Origin of the sequence: Streptomyces sp. TRM64462 (assembly GCF_013362995.1) — a bacterium.
GTDB lineage: Bacteria > Actinomycetota > Actinomycetes > Streptomycetales > Streptomycetaceae > Streptomyces.
This window is the reverse complement of the sequence record NZ_JABWDV010000185.1, coordinates 1-16989: the sequence shown is the minus strand read 5'-3', so window position 1 is coordinate 16989 and position 16989 is coordinate 1. Positions and strand designations below refer to the sequence as shown.

Sequence of the window (16989 nt, the reverse complement as noted above, 5' to 3'; positions counted from 1 at the left end):
GGCGCGGGCGACGGCCGCCGCGCCGACCGCGAGGGCGCCGACGACGGCCGCCTCGGCGGAGGCGGCCAGGAACCCGGCGGCCACGACGGCCAGGGCGGAGGACGCGACGGTGGCCATCAGCCCGTACATCCGCTCCTCCGCCGCCGCGTGGCTGCGGAGCTGCAGGACCAGCACCAGGAGCACCCAGACACCGAGCGTGCCGAGGATCGCGGCGGGCGCGTGCTCCCGGCCCGCGACGAGCAGCGCGGCGTCCGCGACGACACCGCCCAGGAAGGCGAGGGCGATGCCCTGGCGGGCCGGCCACATGCCGTTGAGCCGGAACCAGCCGGCTGCCGTGACCGCCTGGAGCAGCACCAGCGGGACCAGCAGGGCGTACGGGCCGATGGCCGCGCCCCCGGCGAGCAGGAGCCCGAGCAGGGCGGTGAGCCCGGCGGGCTGGATGCCCGGCTCGATGATCGGCGACCGGCCCTCGGCGCGGGCCCGCTGCGCGTCCGTTATGCGGGCGTTGCCCATGGTGGTGGGCGGGTTGTACGAGGGCCCGGGCCCGGCGGCCGGAGCGGGCTCCGGGGCGGGCTCCGGGGCGGAGGGCGTCGCCTCGGGCAGCGGCTGGGCCTGGGGCTCGTACGCGTACGAAGGCACGGGCGCGGACGCGGGTGCCTGGCCCGGCGCGGGCTGCTGGTCCGTGACCGGCGGGAGGTAGGCGGTCGGCGCGTCGAACCCGGGTGCCGCCGCGGGCGCGGGCTGCCGGCCGGTGACCGGCGGGAGGTAGGCGGTCGGCGCGTCGTACGCGGGCGGCGCGGATGCGGGCGCGGCCTGCTGCGGCGGCGGGTACTGCCCCGTACCCGGCACGGCGGGCGGCGGCTGCTGCTGGGGGTACCCCTGGGGCTGGACGACCGGCTGGTAGTGGGTGTCCCAGGTCTGGCCCTCCCACGTCTGCGCGACGTCCGGGTCCGCCTCCCCGCCCCCGTACCCCTCCTGATGGTGCCGGTACGGGTACTGCTGCTCACTGCTGCTCATGCTGTGGGGTTCACCCTCCTGCGAACGGCGGGAGCACCTCGACCGTGCCGCCCTCGGCCAGCCGTACCGTCTCATGCCCGCGCGTGCCCACGGGATCGCCGTCCACCAGGAACGAGCACCGCTGCAGTACCCGGACCAGCTCCCCCGGGTGCCGTTCGCGCGCCGCGTCCAGGGCCTCGGCCAGGGTCTCCGCGGCGTACGGCTCCTCGGCGGTACCGGCCGCGGACTTGGCCGCCGCCCAGTAGCGGATGGTTCCCGCTGCCATAGGAGGGCTCCTTTCGTCAGGCTTCCATGATGGGCCACGCGTCCAGGAGCCAGTCCCCGATCCTGGACAGGAGCGCGTCGCCCACGGCGTTCTCGGCGTGGCCCATGCCGGGCTCCAGCCACAGCTCGGCCGCGCCGCCCGCCGCGTCGGCCAGCATCCGCGGGTGGTCCAGCGGGAAGTACGGGTCACGGTCGCCGTGCACGACGAGCAGCGGCGTCGGCGCGATCAGCGGTACCGCCTCGGCCGGCGACAGCGGTACGGGGTCCCAGTCGCGGTCGTGGATCCGCGTACCGAACCCGTAGCGGCCCACCAGCCGCCCGGACGGCCGGGTGATCAGCCAGTGGACGCGGCGCATCGGAGCCGTACCCCGGTAGTACCAGCGCGCGGGGGCGCTCACGGAGGCGACCGCGTCCGTGCGCGCGCCGGCGTGCGCCGCATACAGCGCGGCGTGCCTCAGGACGACGGACCCGCCCATGGAGAACCCGACCGTCACCACGCGCGCGTGCCCCCGCGCCCGCGCCCACTCGACGGCCGCCGCGACGTCCAGCACCTCCCGGTCGCCCACCGTGGAGCGGCCCCCGGAGCCGCCGTGGCCCCGGAACGAGAAGGTCACGACCGCCGCGCGGCGGCTCAGGGCGCGCGCCGCCCGCCGCACCGCCGGCCGGTCGACGGAGCCGGTGAAGCCGTGCGCCAGGACGACCGCCGTGTCCGCCCGGCCGGCCGCGCACGGCTCGTAACGGGCCTCAAGGCGTACACCGTCAGAAGTGCGCAAAAACATCCGCAAGGTTTCGTCCAGAGGGCCACGAGTGAGCGAGGAGACATCCACACTGTGAAATGGACCCTCTGTCCCGGAAGTCATGTGGGCTATTCTGGCGGGCAGAGGATCCGGGCAAAGCAGCCCCCGGGTCCTTTTGTGTTTTCCCGCCGTTGTTACAGGCAGGTGAACAAAGGCTCTCAGGGCGCGGGAGCCGCGACAGCAAGGCGAGAAGCCAGTAAGCGCAGTGCCGCAACGTCCTCGCAGGGACCGAGGAGGAACCGACGTTATGGGCCGGCTGAACGTGCACGACCACGACCACAGGAACACGACCCTGGCAGGTGGGACGCGATGAGTTCTCTGCTGCTCCTGACGAACGCCCTCCAGCCGTCGACCGAGGTGCTCCCGGCACTCGGTCTGCTGCTGCACAACGTGCGCGTGGCGCCTGCCGAGGGCCCCGCACTCGTGGACACCCCCGGGGCGGACGTCATCCTCGTCGACGGCCGGCGCGACCTGCCGCAGGTGCGGTCGCTGTGCCAGCTGCTGCGCTCGACGGGCCCCGGCTGCCCGCTGCTGCTGGTGGTCACCGAGGGCGGTCTGGCCGCCGTCACCGCCGACTGGGGCATCGACGACGTCCTGCTGGACACGGCGGGGCCGGCCGAGGTCGAGGCGCGGCTGCGGCTGGCGACGGGCCGCCAGCAGCTCACCACCGACGACTCCCCCATGGAGATCCGCAACGGCGACCTGTCGGTCGACGAGGCGACGTACAGCGCCAAGCTGAAGGGCAGGGTCCTGGACCTGACCTTCAAGGAGTTCGAGCTGCTGAAGTACCTGGCGCAGCACCCGGGCCGCGTCTTCACGCGCGCGCAGCTCCTCCAGGAGGTGTGGGGCTACGACTACTTCGGCGGTACGCGTACGGTCGACGTCCACGTGCGGCGGCTGCGGGCGAAACTGGGCCCGGAGCACGAGTCGCTGATCGGTACGGTACGGAACGTGGGCTATCGGTTCGTGGCGCCCGAGAAGGTGGAACGCGCGGCGGAGGAGGCCCGCGGGGGCGGCCGTACCGACGCCCGTACCGATGCCCGCGCCGATGCCCGCGCCGACGCCCGTGCCGGGGCCCGTGCCGGGGCCCGTACCGAGGCCGTTGCGAAGAAGGCCACGCCGGACGTCCTCCGGATGGAGGACACCGACAAGGCGCAGGAAGCCGCCGTACGACCTGCCCAGAGGTAGGTCACCCCGCGTAGACTGCCGCGCGTGGCCAAGGTGACGCGGGACGATGTGGCACGACTGGCGGGTACTTCCACCGCGGTCGTGAGCTACGTCATCAACAACGGACCCCGGCCGGTCGCCCCGGCCACGCGCGAGCGTGTCCTCGCCGCCATCAAGGAGCTGGGGTACCGGCCCGACCGGGTCGCCCAGGCGATGGCCTCGCGGCGCACGGACCTCATAGGCATGATCGTCCCGGACGCGCGGCAGCCGTTCTTCGCGGAGATGGCGCACGCCGTGGAACGGGCGGCGGCGGACCGCGGGAAGATGGTCCTGGTCGGCAACTCCGACTACCGCAACGAGCGCGAGCTGCACTATCTGCGGGCGTTCCTCGGGATGCGGGTCGCCGGGCTGATCCTGGTGAGCCAGGGCCTGAGCGAGCGGGCCGCGGCGGAGATCGAGGCGTGGGACGCGCGCCTCGTGCTGCTGCACGAGCGGCCCGAGGCCATCGACGACATCGCGGTCGTGACGGACGACATCGGCGGCGCCCAGCTCGCCACGCGCCATCTGCTGGAGCACGGCCACGCGTACGTGGCGTGCATGGGCGGCGTCGAAGGGACCCCGGCGGTCGGTGACCCGGTGACCGACCACGTCGAAGGCTGGCGGCGGGCCATGCTGGAGTCCGGGCGGCCCACGGAGGGCCGCCTCTTTCACGCGGCCTTCAACCGCTACGACGCGTACGAGGCGGCCCTGAAGATCCTGTCCGGCCCCGACCGGCCGCCGGCGATCTTCTGCTCGACGGACGACCAGGCGATCGGCGTGCTGCGCGCGGCCCGGGAGCTGCGGCTCGACGTACCGGGGGACCTGGCGGTGGCGGGCTTCGACGACGTCAAGGAGGCGGCGCTGACGGACCCGCCCCTGACGACGGTCTCGTCCGACCGCCCGGCGATGGGCCGCGCCGCGGTGGACCTGGTCCTGGACGACGGCCTCCGCGTGGCGGGGTCCCGCCGCGAGCGCGTGAAGCAGTTCCCGTCGGCCCTGGTCGTACGCCGAAGCTGCGGCTGCGCGTAGTCCGCGCGTTTCTTATACCGGGCATACGTGGTTCTGTCGGGGCTCTTAGGGCGCCCTCAGGTTCTTCTCATCTGGCGGGGCCAGAGTCGTAGCCATGACGGACTACCACCACCGCCGCAGCGACGGCGAGCAGGCGCAGGGGCAGGGGCAGGCGCAGGGGCAGGGGCAGGAGTGGGGGCAGGGGTACGCCGGGTATCCGCCGCCGCCCGCGTACGAGCCGGGGGCCCGACGGCGCCGTGCCAAGCGGCCCATAGGGCTGATCGCCGCTGTGGCGATCGCCGCGGCCGCCGTCGGCGGAGGCGCCGGCGCCCTCGCCCAGCAGTGGGCGGCGGGCGGCGGCACCGTCGCGGCGGGCAGCCCCGTCGCCGGGACGAACGTCGCGCAGTCCGGCAAGGGCACCGTCGCCGGTGTCGCCCAGGCGGTCTCGCCCAGCATCGTCGAGATCAAGGCGGCCACCGGCTCCGGCGGGTCCACCGGCTCGGGCGTGATCATCACCGCCGACGGCGAGATCATCACCAACAACCACGTCGTCTCCGGCGCCACCGACATCAAGGTCCGGCTCAGCGACGGCACCGCCTACGCCGCCGACATCGTCGGCACCGACCCCGACAAGGACCTCGCCCTCATCAAGCTCCGGGACGCCAAGGGCCTCAAGGCCGCCACCCTCGGGGACTCCGGCGACGTCCGGGTCGGCGACCAGGTCGTCGCGATCGGCTCCCCCGAGGGCCTCACCGGCACCGTCACCAGCGGCATCGTCTCCGCCCTCGACCGCGACGTCACCGTCGCCAAGGAGGACCAGGACAGCCCGCGGCAGCGCGACCCGCGCCAGGGCTGGCCCTTCGAGTACGGCGGGCAGCAGTTCAACGGCGACACCGGCTCCTCCAAGACCACCTACAAGGCCATCCAGACCGACGCCTCCCTCAACCCCGGCAACTCCGGCGGCGCCCTGATCGACATGAACGGCGAGATCATCGGCATCAACTCCGCCATGTACTCGCCGAGCGCCGCGAACAGCTCCACCGCCGGCAGCGTCGGCCTGGGCTTCGCGATCCCCATCGACACCGTCAAGGCCGACCTCGGCAACCTCCGCTCCGGCGGGGCCGACTGAGCGCGGCGTGCGACGCTGACGTACATGAACAGCAGCAGCACCGGTGAGCCCGCACGCGAACGCGTCCTCGTCGTCGACGACGAGCCCGCCGTCCGTGAAGCCCTCCAGCGCAGCCTCGCCTTCGAGGGGTACGGGACGGAGGTCGCCGTCGACGGCGTCGACGCCCTGGAGAAGATCGCGGCGTACGCGCCGGACCTCGTCGTCCTCGACATCCAGATGCCCCGCATGGACGGGCTCACGGCCGCCCGCCGCATCCGGGCGTCCGGCTCCACCCTGCCGATCCTCATGCTGACCGCCCGCGACACCGTCGGCGACCGCGTCACCGGCCTGGACGCGGGCGCCGACGACTACCTCGTGAAACCGTTCGAGCTGGACGAGCTGTTCGCCCGCGTCCGGGCGCTGCTGCGCCGCAGTGCGTACGCGGCGGGCCGGGGCGGCGGCGCCGCCGGCCAGGACACGGGCGACGTGCTCGCCTTCGGCGACCTGCGGATGAACCTCGCCACGCGCGAGGTCACCCGGGGCACGCGGCGCGTGGAGCTGACCCGTACCGAGTTCACGCTCCTGGAGATGTTCCTGTCGCACCCGCGGCAGGTGCTGACCCGTGAGCAGATCCTGAAGGCCGTGTGGGGCTTCGACTTCGAGCCGACCTCCAACTCCCTGGACGTGTACGTGATGTACCTGCGCCGCAAGACCGAGGCGGGCGGCGAGCCGCGCCTCGTCCACACCGTGCGCGGCGTGGGGTACGTGCTGCGGGACGGGGGTGGCGGCGAGTGACGGACGGCGGGCCCGTACGGCGCTTCCGCGCGCTGCCGCTCCGCTCCCGGCTGGCGCTGCTGACGGCGACGGCGGTCGCGGTCGCGGTCGCCGCGGTGTCGGTGGCGGCGTGGCTGCTGGTGCGCGCCCAGCTGTCGGACGAGTTCGACGCGTCGCTGCGGAACGTCAAGGTGGACGACCGGTACGTACGGATCCTGTTCACGGCCTGCGCGTCGGGCGGTCAGGCGGCGGTGCCGCCCGCACCCGGCTCGTACACCGTGCAGATCGTCATGGCGGGCGGCGCCACCTGTACGGCTCCGGGCGCCTCGCCGATCCCGTCGCAGCCGGGCGACCTCGCGGTGGCGCGGGGGCAGCAGGACGAGGCGCTGCACACCACGAAGGCCCGCGACGGCGTGGCCATGCGGGTGCACACGTACGCGACCGACGACCAGGGGATCTACGCGGTCTCGGTGGCCCGCCCGCTGACGGAGATCGAGAACTCGATGTCCACGCTGTTCTGGGTGCTGCTCCTGGTCTCCGGCCTGGGTGTCGTCGGCGCGGGCGCCGCGGGCCTGTGGGTGGCGCGCACGGGCCTGAAGCCCGTCGACCGGTTGACGGGCGCCGTCGAGCACGTGGCCCGCACCGAGGACCTCACCGTACGGATCCCCGCCGACGGCGACGACGAGATCGCGCGCCTCTCGCGGTCGTTCAACGCGATGACGGCCGCGCTCGCCTCGTCCCGCGACCGGCAGGCGCAGCTCATCGCGGACGCGGGGCACGAGCTGCGGACGCCGCTGACGTCCCTCCGTACGAACATCGAGCTGCTCGCGCGCAGCGACGAGACCGGCCGGGCGATCCCGGCGGAGGACCGGCGGGCGCTGATGGCGTCCGTGAAGGCGCAGATGAAGGAGCTGGCCGCGCTGATCGGGGACCTCCAGGAGCTGGCCCGCCCCGACGCGCCGGCGCCGGGCCGCCTGGAGGTGGTCGGGCTGCACGACGTGCTGGGCACGGCCCTGGGGCGGGCGCGGCTGCGCGGCCCGGAGCTGACGTTCACTCAGGACGTACGCCCCTGGTACGTACGGGCCGAGCCGGCCGCCCTCGAACGGGCGCTGGTGAACGTGCTCGACAACGCCGTGAAGTTCTCGCCGCCGGGCGGCGCGGTGGAGGTGGCCCTGGTGGACGGGCTGCTGACCGTACGGGACCACGGGCCCGGCATCCCGGCGGACGAACTGCCGTACGTCTTCGAGCGGTTCTGGCGCTCGCCGTCGGCCCGCGCCCTGCCCGGCTCCGGGCTCGGCCTGTCGATCGTGGCCCGTACGGTGCGGCAGGCGGGCGGCGAGGTGGCGCTGAGGCCCCTGCCCGCTGCCGAGGGCGGCGGCACGCGCGCGGAGATCCGCCTCCCGGGCGCGCCGACACCCCCGCCGGGCAGCCCCGGGTCGCCGGGCTCAGTTGTGCCGCAGCGGTGACGCGACCGGGCCGGGCCGGGCCGGGAACGAAGGCGGGGCGGCGAGCCGTCATCTCGGCCCGCCGCCCCGCCTCACGGAGCATTCCTGCGTTCCTGCATTCCTGCGGTCACTGCGGTCACTGCAGTTACTGCAGTTACTGCAGTTACTGCACGACCGTGATCCGGCCCACGGCCGGCGGCGCGATCGGCGCGTCGGCCGACGAGTGCGCGGCGAGGTACGCGAGGAAGACGTCCAGGTCGGAGGCGCCGACCAGCTTGTTCTTGCCCTCCGTGAAGACCGGGAAGCCGTCGCCGCCACCGCCGAGGAACTCGTTCATGGCGACCCGGTAGGTCTTGGCCGGGTCGATCGGCTCGCCGTTCAGCTTCACGGACGCGGCGTCGACGCGGTCCGCGCCGGACTTCGTCAGGTCGAGGGTGTAGGTGAGGCCCTTCGACACCTGGAGGATCTTCGGTGCGTCGGCGTTGCGGCCGCTGACCTGCTGCTGCAGGGCGGTGACGACCTGGGCGCCGGTGAGGTCCATGACGTTCATCATGTTGGTGAACGGCTGGACGGTGTACGCCTCGCCGTACGTCACGACGCCGTCGCCCTCGCCCGCCGCCGAGCCCGCGTGCACGAGGTCGGAGCGGATGCCGCCCGGGTTCATGAACGCGATCTGCGCGCCGCCCTTGTCGGCCGGGGCGAGGCCTTCGAGCTGGGCGTCCGCGATGAGGTTGCCGAGCGGCTTCTCGTACGCGGAGGAGCCGCGGCCGTTGATGTCCGCCGAGATGTGGCCGACCGGGCGGTTGGCGATCGGCGCGGCGAGGGCGTTCCACTCCTTGATGAGCTGGGTCATGTCCGGGGCCTTGGGCACGTCACGCGTGACGACGTGGTTGGCGGACTTGACCGCCGTACGGACGATGTCCCTGGTCATCCGGTCGTACGTCAGGGTCGTGTCGGTGTAGAGCCGGCCGAACGACGCCGCCGACGTGACCGTGCGCGGCTTGCCTGCCGGGTCGGGGATGGTGCAGGCGTACGCCTGGTGGGTGTGGCCGGTGACCAGGGCGTCGACCTGCGGGTCGATGTTCTTGGCGATGTCGACGATCGGGCCGGAGATGCCGTCGCCCGGGCCGGGGCTGTCGCAGTCGTAGTTGTACGAGCGGGAGGCCGGGGCGCCGCCCTCGTGGATCAGGGCGACGATCGACTTGACGCCCTTCTTCTCCAGGACCTTCGCGTACTTGTTGATCGTCTCGACCTCGTCGCCGAACTTCAGGCCCTTGATGCCCTCGGCGGAGACGATGTTCGCCGTGCCCTCCAGGGTCACGCCGATGAAGCCGATCTTGACGCCCTTGTTCTGCCACACGAAGTACGGGTCGAGGAGCGGCTTGCCGGTCTTCTCGTCGGTGACGTTCGCGGCGAGGAAGGGGAAGTCGGCGCCCTCGAAGGTCTTGCCGTCGACGGCGCAGCCGTCGGTGGGGTGGCAGCCGCCGTTCTGCATCCGGGCCAGCTCACGCGCGCCCTCGTCGAACTCGTGGTTGCCGACGGAGGTGACGTCCAGCTTCAGCTTGTTGAGCGCGTCGATGGTCGGCTCGTCGTGGAAGAGGCCCGAGATCAGCGGCGACGCGCCGATCATGTCGCCGGCGGCGGCGGTGATCGACAGCTTCTGGCCCTTGCGGGCCTCGCGGAGGTGGGTGGCGAGGTACTCGACTCCGCCGGCGTCGATGGTCTCGGTGTGGCCGTCCTCGTGGGTGTGGGTGACACGGCCGGAGGAGCCGGCCGGGGGCTCCAGGTTGCCGTGCAGGTCGTTGAAGGAGAGCAGCTGCACGTCGACGGTACGGCTGGACCGCTTGGGCCCCTTCGTCCAGCCGCCGGAGCCGTTGCCGTAGCCGAAGCCGTGGGCGGCGCCGTTGGCGTTGCCGTTGCCGTTGCCGCTGCCCGAGGTCGCCGCGGTCAGGCCGGAGGCGGCCTGGTCCTGGCCCTGGTCCTGGGCGGCGCCGGCCGGCATGGCGGCCACGAGCGCGCCGACGGTGGCGAGCCCGGCCGCGGTGGCGAGTATCCGCCGCCCCGCGCGCTTCTTGTGCCGTGTCGCTGACATCTGTCCCCTTTTTCCCCTTATGGCATGAGCTCACGGACCGTCACATAAGGCCGGAGCCATGGCCACTGTTCTGCCGAGCGCAGCCTAAGGTCAACGCGCGTAGCGCAACAGGGGGGCACGGGTTACGACCTGGTTGCCATCACCCGTCAGGCGGCGCATCGCCGTGCCGGGCCAACGCCGCCGTAGGCTCGTACACATGACGACTGACGTTCCCGCATCAGCCTTCGAGTCAGGGCGCCGTATCGAGATCTTCGACGAGCTCACACCGGAGCAGGCCGAGGGCGTCCTCGCACTCCTCGCCGACGCAGCCCGCACCGACGGGGTCCAGTCGGTCTCCGAACAGGGGCGGCTCCAGCTCCGCGGCGGCCGGCGCGAGGGCGTACGGCACCTGCTGCTCAGCGTCGGCGACCGGCTCGTGGCGTACGCCCAGCTGGAGGACACCGACCCGGTCGAGGCCCCGGCCGCCGAGCTGGTCGTCGACCCGTCGCAGCGCGGCCGCGGCCACGGGCGGGCGCTGGGCTCGGCGCTGCTGGCCCAGTCCGGCAAGCGGCTGCGCGTGTGGGCGCACGGCGGCAAGTCGGCCGCCCGCCACCTGGCGCAGGTGCTGGGCCTGACGCTGTTCCGCGAGCTCCGCCAACTGCGCAGGCCGCTGACGCCGCTGGACATCCCGGAGCCGACGCTGCCGCCCGGCATCCGCGTGCGCACGTTCAGGCCCGGCGAGGACGACGCGGCCTGGCTCGCGGTGAACGCGGCGGCCTTCGCCCACCACCCGGAGCAGGGCACCCTCACCCAACGGGACCTGGACGACCGCAAGGCCCAGCCGTGGTTCGACCCGGAGGGCTTCTTCCTCGCGGAACGCGAGTCAGACGGCGCGCTGGTGGGCTTCCACTGGACGAAGGTCCACGCCGAGGAGCAGCTCGGCGAGGTGTACGTCCTCGGCATCGCCCCGGAGGCCCAGGGCAGCGGCCTGGGCAAGGCCCTCACCGCGATCGGCCTCCGCCACCTGGCGGCCCAGGGCCTCCCGACGGCGATGCTCTACGTGGACGCCGACAACACGGCGGCGGTCCGCGTGTACGAGGGCATGGGCTTCCGCACACACGAGGTCGACCTGATGTACCGCACGGAGACGTGACCTGAGTACCCGTACGGATGGCGGCGGGGGCACTCCGCCACGCAGGCTGCCCTTGTGACGGAACCCATCGCCCCCAAGGCCACGCGCGCCCGCCGCCGCAGGACTATCGCGCTCCTCGCGGTGACGGCCGTACTCCTGCTGCCGCCGCTGGTCATGCTGGGGTACGCCGCCCAGGACGCGCTCCAGAACAAGAGCGCCACGGACTGGCAGGCCAACCACAGGACCAGGCAGTCGCTGGAGCGTTCCGCCCTGCTGATCGCCGCCGCGCCGTCCGTCGGCGCCTTCGCGGGCTGGCTGGTCGGCAGGTCCCGGGGCCACCACGCGGGCACTTCGGCGGCTACGGGGGCACTGCTGGGCACCCTGGCCGTCTGGGCGATCGCCATCGCCTGGACGCTCGTCGCCCTCAGCAGGTGGGAGCCCCACTTCTGACACCGCCGAGCAGAGCCTCGACTTCGGTTCTGTGCGGGATGTCTCTGCGAGCCGAGGCCGCGTTCCCTGGGCGCCAGGACACGTCCGGAGGCGGGGCTATCCGGGTGGTGCCTGGCCTCCAGGCGCTGCAGGCCGACGGTCGTGAAGGCGAATTCGACGAGCCGCTTGGCGGCCTCGGTGGCGTAGCCATTGCCCCAGGCGTCCTCGCGCAGGATGTAGCTCAGGGTTCCAAGGCCGGGTTCGCGGAGGCGCAGAGACATCACGCCAAGGAGGTCGTCCGCGACCACGATGCCGAAGTCCCAGCGGGGCCAGGGGATTTCCTCGGCCGATTCCAGGGCCTTGGCGACACGCTTGCGCGCTTCCGCTGCCGTGTAGGGCCGGTCATGCGTGAACCGCACGGAGGCGCCGCTGTAGATCCGCTGGACTGCTGGGACGTCATCCATGCTCAGGGCCCGTAGCGTGATCACCGGGCGCCCTTGGCAAGCATGTCGGCGATATCGGCGGCCGCGGGCCGGTCTTCGGCGTACGGCGCCATGCACGCGGTGATGAGGTGCTCGAACTCCGGGAACGGCCAAGGCCGGGCCTCTGCCAGGGGGATGGTGTGGCCCTGTGCGATGGCCCGGAGCTTGGCCGCGCGGTCGACGGCGTCTTCGTAGGGCACGGGCCGCTGCCCGGTCCAGCACCAGAAGAGCGAGGCGCCCAGGCCCCAGACGTCGGCCGGCGGCCGGGCCCGGACATGGGTCTCGTCGCTCGTGGAGAGGATCGCGTCGGCGATCTCGGGCGCGGTGGTGTGGGTGATCGCGCCCCGGTAGGGGATGGGGTCTTCGGCGGGGCCGCAGGAGAGGGCGTAGTCGATGACCGCTGCGCGGCCGTCGTTCGTGACGAGGGTGTTGGTGGGCTGCACATCGGCGTGCGCCCAGTCAGCGGCGTGAAGCCGTGCGAGGTGCTGTGCCCAGGTGCGGGCGATGCCCAGCAGCCAGGGCCGTACGGAGGGGCGGTCTCCCTCCGGACCGCGCGCCAGGGCGAACGCCCGCCACAGCGGGACGCCGTCGATCCAGCGCACTGCCAGCCACCGGCCGCCCTCCCACGCTCCGGCGCCGACCCGGTACCCGGAACTCAGGGCGCCCGCCTCGATGAGGCTCAGAAGGTGGCGGTCCTCCTGGGCCATCTCGGCCGCCTTGTCGCGGGCGTCGTCGCTCTCGGGGCTGTTGGCCTTCAGCGCCACCGCGCCCCGGGGCCCGTGGACCTTCCAGGTCCGTGAGCCTCGACGGTCGCTGAAGAGATCGGCGGCGACCGGCGACCCGATCCGTTCGGCCAGGAGGTCGACCGCCTCGCGTGGGGGTGCCGTCATGCCAGAAGTCCTTTCGCCCATGCCCGTACCGCCTTCCAGTCCTGCGGGAGATGCTTGAACACATCGCGCCCGTCATCCACGGCGACCGCCAGGGCCGCGGCGAGGTGGATTCCTCAGCGCCCAATGCGGCCATGTGCACCCTGGCGCGGAACACCTCGGCCTCGGTTTCCTCGCTACTCACATGGTTGAGGGAGGCAGCCCGGACGGGCCCGGAACGCGCGGCCTGTCGGCCTCTGTGCCGGGGCTGCGGGGTCGACTGTTCAGATGATCCCTCTCAGCGACGGCCGAGGGTGCGGGTGAGCCAGCCGGCTTGGTGCCACACGTCGGTGTTGAGCGTGCCGCGGGCGTCGATGAGCTTGGGGGTGGTGGCACGGGGGGCGAGTCCGTTGGGGTCGATGTAAGCGTATTGGGGCCACTCGGTGAGGTGGAGCAGGAGGTCGGCATCCTCGGCGGCGGTGATGGGATCGTCGGTGTAGTCGAGTTCAGGGTGGACCTTGCGGGCGTTGTCGAGGGCCTTGGGGTCGGTGACGGTGACGGCCGCGCCGAGGTCGTGGAGGCCTTGGGCGACGGCGAGGGCTGGGGAGTCGCGGATGTCGTCGGTCTCGGGTTTGAAGGCGGCACCCCAGACGGTGATGCGCTTGCCTCGCAGATCGGTGTCGAGTTCCTCGCGGGTGAGGTCGATGACGCGCTGGCGGCGGCGGGTGTTGACGGCGGCGGCTTCGCGGAGGATGCCGACGGCCTGGCTCGCGTCGAGTTCGTCGGCGCGGTTGATGAAGCCGCGAATGTCCTTGGGCAGGCAGCCGCCACCGTATCCGAGGCCGGGGCGCATGCCGCGGTGGCCGATGCGGATGTCGTGGCCGAGGATGTCGGCGAGCTCGGCCACGTTGGCGCCGGACTTCTCGCAGACCTCGGCCATCGCGTTGATGAAGGGGGTCCAATCAGGTCCTCAACAGCCTGAGGAACAACCCGGTGTCGCCCGGGTGGGCGAGATCGGCAGCAGCAAGGCCATGCAGTTCGCCGGCAAGGGGCTGCTGGTCGGTGGCATCGCGTTCACGGCGTACTCGAACTACCAGTCCACGGGCGGGAACATCCCGCTGACCGCGCTGGAGACCGCTGCCGACACCGCGGTGGTCATGGGCGCGACCAAGCTGGGGGCCTCGATCGGCGCGTCGATCGGCACCATGATCGCGCCCGGCGTCGGCACCGTCGTCGGCGGCGCCATCGGCGCAGCCGCGGGAGCCGTGACCGGCATCCTGGCGACCGGGCCGTTGAACAACTACATATCGAGGAAGTGGAAGAGCTTCTTCGGCTGATCACCCGATCAGTGCCGGGCGGGCTCTGGGGGACGGTGACGTAGCCTCGGAGCCCGCCCGGGCGGCGTCCGTCCCACCTGGGACGGATCGTGTGGAACCCTCCCGGAGGAATGACCCCCATGGCCTACTTCTTGATAGCCTTCTTCGCCCTCGGCTCCGCCTTCATGACCTGGAAGGCATCCCGGCTGTGGCGGAACCCCGCCCTCGTGGAGGAGTTCATGCTCACCTTCGCGTTCCTGCCGTTCGGCCCGGACGTCAAGCGCGGGGAGGTGCGGTCGGTCGGGATCACGGCCGTCTCGCTCTGGGCGATCACCACCCTGATCGTGCAGGCCAGCTTGGAAACCGAGGAGACCGGTGCCTCGATGGCCGTCTTCTTGGTCTCCATGGTCACGTTGCTCCTGTGCCTACTGGCCGAGGTCGCGGTCGTGCTGTTCAACGCCCCGAAGGCGATCGTCCCGCCCCACATGCGCGACGATCTCGGCGTAATCGCTGCCCGGAGGGCTCGGCGCAGGGGACGCCGCGAGGCATAGCGTTCCGGTGCGCTCGGGCGGGGGGCGCCCCCGGGCGCCCCCGCGCAGCCGAGCCACCCCCTGGACGTCACGTCCCCGTTACCCATCATTCAGACACGCTTGCGACGCTCCCCCAATGAAGCCCGCCGTGTCCGCGCCCACGGTTTCCTCCGACGCGCCCGACCAGCCGTCGGCGCGGAAGAATGGTGCCATGAGCCAGCAGCCCGCCGAGGTCCCGGTCCAGCAGGTCCAGCCGTCGTCCCCCGCGTCCCCCGCGTCCCCCGCGTCCCCCGCGTCCCCCGTCCAGCCGTCCGTGGGGTCCATAGCCGCGCACCGGCCGCGCACCATCGCCGCCGGTCCCGTGCCCGCCCACGCCACGGACCTCGCCCCCGAGCTCGCGCCGGAGCTGGACACCGACCTCGACACGTACGACGAGCCCGGCGGCGCCCCCTCCGAGCTTCCCGAGGGCCGGTTCCTGGACCGCGAGCGGAGCTGGCTCGCCTTCAACGAGCGGGTCCTGGAGCTCGCCGAGGACCCGACGACGCCCCTCCTCGAACGGGCGAACTTCCTCGCGATCTTCGCCTCGAACCTCGACGAGTTCTTCATGGTCCGGGTCGCCGGCCTCAAGCGCCGGATCGCCACCGGCGTCGCCACCCGCTCCGCCTCCGGCCTCCAGCCCCGCGAGGTGCTCGACCTGATCTGGACCCGGTCCCGGGAGCTCATGGCCCGGCACGCCGCCTGCTTCCAGCAGGACGTGGCCCCGGCGCTCGCCGACGCGGGCATCCACCTGATCCGCTGGCCCGACCTCACGGAGAAGGAGCAGGCCCGGCTGTTCACGCTGTTCCGGCAGCAGATCTTCCCCGTCCTCACACCGCTGGCCGTCGACCCGGCCCACCCCTTCCCGTACATCTCCGGGCTCTCCCTCAACCTCGCCGTGGTCGTACGGAACCCGGTCTCCGGACACCGCCACTTCGCGCGCGTGAAGGTGCCGCCGCTGCTGTCCCGCTTCCTGGAGGCGTCGCCGCAGCGGTACGTCCCGCTGGAGGACGTCATCGCGGCGCACCTGGAGGAGCTGTTCCCGGGCATGGAGGTGCTGGCCCACCACATGTTCCGGGTGACGCGGAACGAGGACCTGGAGGTCGAGGAGGACGACGCCGAGAACCTGCTCCAGGCCCTGGAGAAGGAGCTGCTGCGCCGCCGCTTCGGGCCCCCGGTGCGCCTTGAGGTCGAGGAGTCGATCGACCCGTACGTCCTCGACCTCCTCGTACGGGAGCTGAAGGTCTCCGACGCCGAGGTGTATCCGCTGCCGGGGCCCCTGGACCTGACCGGTCTGTTCGGGATCGCGGGCCAGGACCGGCCCGAGCTGAAGTACCCGAAGTTCGTCGCGGGCACCCACCGGGACCTCGCGGAGGTCGAGTCGGCGTCCGCGCCCGACATCTTCGCGGCGCTGCGCGAGCGGGACGTGCTGCTGCACCACCCGTACGACAGCTTCTCGACGTCGGTCCAGGCGTTCCTGGAGCAGGCCGCCGGCGACCCGGACGTCCTGGCGATCAAGCAGACGCTGTACCGCACCTCCGGCAAGTCGCCGATCGTCGACGCCCTGATCGACGCGGCCGAGTCCGGCAAGCAGGTCCTCGTCCTCGTCGAGATCAAGGCCCGCTTCGACGAGCAGGCCAACATCAAGTGGGCGCGGAAGCTGGAGGAGGCGGGCTGCCACGTCGTGTACGGCCTGGTGGGCCTGAAGACCCACTGCAAGCTGTCGCTCGTCGTACGGCAGGAGGGCGACCTCCTGCGCCGCTACTCGCACGTCGGCACGGGCAACTACCACCCGAAGACGGCCCGCCTGTACGAGGACCTGGGCCTGCTGACGGCCGACCCGCAGGTGGGAGCGGACCTGTCGGACCTGTTCAACCGGCTGTCCGGCTACTCGCGCCGCGAGACGTACCGGCGGCTGCTCGTCGCGCCGAAGTCGCTGCGCGACGGGCTGGTGTCCCGGATCAACCAGGAGATCGTCCACCACCGGGCGGGCCGCCCCGCGTACGTCCGGATCAAGGTCAACTCGATGGTCGACGAGGCCGTCGTCGACGCCTGCTACCGCGCCTCGCAGGCCGGCGTCCCTGTCGACGTGTGGGTCCGGGGCATCTGCGCGCTGCGCCCGGGCGTCACGGGCCTGTCCGAGAACATCCGGGTCCGCTCGATCCTAGGCCGCTTCCTGGAGCACTCGCGCCTCTTCGCGTTCGGGAACGGCGGCGAGCCGGAGGTGTGGCTGGGCAGCGCCGACATGATGCACCGCAACCTCGACCGGCGCATAGAGGCCCTCGTACGGGTCGCCGACCCGGCCCACCGCGCGGCGCTCAACCGCCTGCTCGAAACGGGCATGGCCGACACCACGGCCTCGTGGCACCTGGGCCCCGACGGCAACTGGACCCGCCACGCGACGGACGCGGAGGGACAGCCGCTGCGGCATGTCCAGGAGATGCTCATAGACGCCCGGAGGCGCCGACGTGCACAACCCTGACGACCTGGCGTCCCCGGGGACACCGG

The 16989-nt window shown here is 72.4% G+C and carries 16 protein-coding genes and 1 pseudogene; 10 read left to right on the top strand and 7 right to left on the bottom strand.

All coding sequences use genetic code 11. From position 1 onward, the window contains the following. The 3 genes from HTZ82_RS08545 to HTZ82_RS08535 all read right to left on the bottom strand — a co-directional run. A partial coding sequence (locus HTZ82_RS08545) for a hypothetical protein (protein ID WP_254711725.1) occupies positions 1 to 1017 on the bottom strand: 1017 nt, incomplete at its 3' end. 10 nt (positions 1018 to 1027) lie between these two features. Further along, on the bottom strand, positions 1028 to 1282 hold the full coding sequence (locus HTZ82_RS08540) for a MoaD/ThiS family protein (RefSeq protein ID WP_175408696.1): 255 nt from the start codon (positions 1280 to 1282) through the stop codon (positions 1028 to 1030). 16 nt (positions 1283 to 1298) lie between these two features. Beyond that, positions 1299 to 2141: a S9 family peptidase gene (locus HTZ82_RS08535; RefSeq protein ID WP_175408695.1), complete on the bottom strand. Its 843-nt coding sequence runs from the start codon at positions 2139 to 2141 to the stop codon at positions 1299 to 1301. A gap of 246 nt (positions 2142 to 2387) precedes the next feature. Between HTZ82_RS08535 and HTZ82_RS08530 the strand changes: the two genes are divergently transcribed. From HTZ82_RS08530 to HTZ82_RS08510, 5 genes are all read left to right on the top strand, one after another. Next, positions 2388 to 3266, top strand: a complete 879-nt coding sequence (locus HTZ82_RS08530) for a response regulator transcription factor (RefSeq protein WP_175408694.1) — start codon at positions 2388 to 2390, stop codon at positions 3264 to 3266. 24 nt (positions 3267 to 3290) lie between these two features. Continuing rightward, on the top strand, positions 3291 to 4313 hold the full coding sequence (locus HTZ82_RS08525; protein WP_175408693.1) for a LacI family DNA-binding transcriptional regulator: 1023 nt from the start codon (positions 3291 to 3293) through the stop codon (positions 4311 to 4313). Positions 4314 to 4407: 94 nt separating this feature from the next. Further along, positions 4408 to 5421 (top strand): S1C family serine protease, encoded by a 1014-nt coding sequence (locus HTZ82_RS08520; protein ID WP_175408692.1) that lies wholly within the window; start codon positions 4408 to 4410, stop codon positions 5419 to 5421. Between the two features lie 24 nt (positions 5422 to 5445). Continuing rightward, on the top strand, positions 5446 to 6195 hold the full coding sequence (locus HTZ82_RS08515) for a response regulator transcription factor (protein ID WP_175408691.1): 750 nt from the start codon (positions 5446 to 5448) through the stop codon (positions 6193 to 6195). Beyond that, on the top strand, positions 6192 to 7640 hold the full coding sequence (locus tag HTZ82_RS08510; protein WP_175408690.1) for a HAMP domain-containing sensor histidine kinase: 1449 nt from the start codon (positions 6192 to 6194) through the stop codon (positions 7638 to 7640). Before HTZ82_RS08515 ends, HTZ82_RS08510 begins: the two co-directional genes overlap by 4 nt. Positions 7641 to 7782: 142 nt before the next feature. Here HTZ82_RS08510 and HTZ82_RS08505 read toward each other — a convergent pair whose 3' ends face one another. Further along, positions 7783 to 9711: a bifunctional UDP-sugar hydrolase/5'-nucleotidase gene (locus HTZ82_RS08505; protein WP_175408689.1), complete on the bottom strand. Its 1929-nt coding sequence runs from the start codon at positions 9709 to 9711 to the stop codon at positions 7783 to 7785. Positions 9712 to 9907: 196 nt separating this feature from the next. Here HTZ82_RS08505 and mshD point away from each other — a divergent pair, with 196 nt between their 5' ends. Together mshD and HTZ82_RS32895 are read left to right on the top strand one after the other, a co-directional pair. Beyond that, positions 9908 to 10843: a mycothiol synthase gene (gene mshD / locus HTZ82_RS08500; RefSeq protein ID WP_175408688.1), complete on the top strand. Its 936-nt coding sequence runs from the start codon at positions 9908 to 9910 to the stop codon at positions 10841 to 10843. 54 nt (positions 10844 to 10897) lie between these two features. Further along, entirely contained in the window at positions 10898 to 11272 is a 375-nt protein-coding gene (locus HTZ82_RS32895) for a hypothetical protein (RefSeq protein WP_309235380.1), read from the top strand. An 86-nt stretch (positions 11273 to 11358) separates the two neighbouring features. Here HTZ82_RS32895 and HTZ82_RS32890 read toward each other — a convergent pair. From HTZ82_RS32890 to HTZ82_RS08485, 3 genes and pseudogenes are all read right to left on the bottom strand, one after another. Beyond that, a pseudogene (locus HTZ82_RS32890) lies at positions 11359 to 11739 on the bottom strand (GNAT family N-acetyltransferase); the annotation flags it as partial. Further along, positions 11736 to 12623: a protein kinase gene (locus HTZ82_RS08490; protein WP_175408686.1), complete on the bottom strand. Its 888-nt coding sequence runs from the start codon at positions 12621 to 12623 to the stop codon at positions 11736 to 11738. The gene HTZ82_RS08490 and the pseudogene HTZ82_RS32890, both read right to left, overlap by 4 nt. Before the next feature lie 274 nt (positions 12624 to 12897). Then, positions 12898 to 13539 (bottom strand): UDP-glucose/GDP-mannose dehydrogenase family protein, encoded by a 642-nt coding sequence (locus tag HTZ82_RS08485; RefSeq protein ID WP_175408685.1) that lies wholly within the window; start codon positions 13537 to 13539, stop codon positions 12898 to 12900. 64 nt (positions 13540 to 13603) lie between these two features. Between HTZ82_RS08485 and HTZ82_RS08480 the strand changes: the two genes are divergently transcribed. The 3 genes from HTZ82_RS08480 to HTZ82_RS08470 all read left to right on the top strand — a co-directional run bounded on the left by HTZ82_RS08480 (position 13604) and on the right by HTZ82_RS08470 (position 16963). Next, entirely contained in the window at positions 13604 to 13936 is a 333-nt protein-coding gene (locus HTZ82_RS08480; protein ID WP_175408684.1) for a hypothetical protein, read from the top strand. Positions 13937 to 14055: 119 nt separating this feature from the next. Next, positions 14056 to 14466: a hypothetical protein gene (locus HTZ82_RS08475; RefSeq protein WP_175408683.1), complete on the top strand. Its 411-nt coding sequence runs from the start codon at positions 14056 to 14058 to the stop codon at positions 14464 to 14466. A gap of 190 nt (positions 14467 to 14656) precedes the next feature. Beyond that, a complete protein-coding gene (locus HTZ82_RS08470; protein ID WP_175408682.1) occupies positions 14657 to 16963 on the top strand; it encodes an RNA degradosome polyphosphate kinase in 2307 nt (768 codons plus the stop codon). The last annotated feature ends 26 nt before the right edge of the window (positions 16964 to 16989 follow it).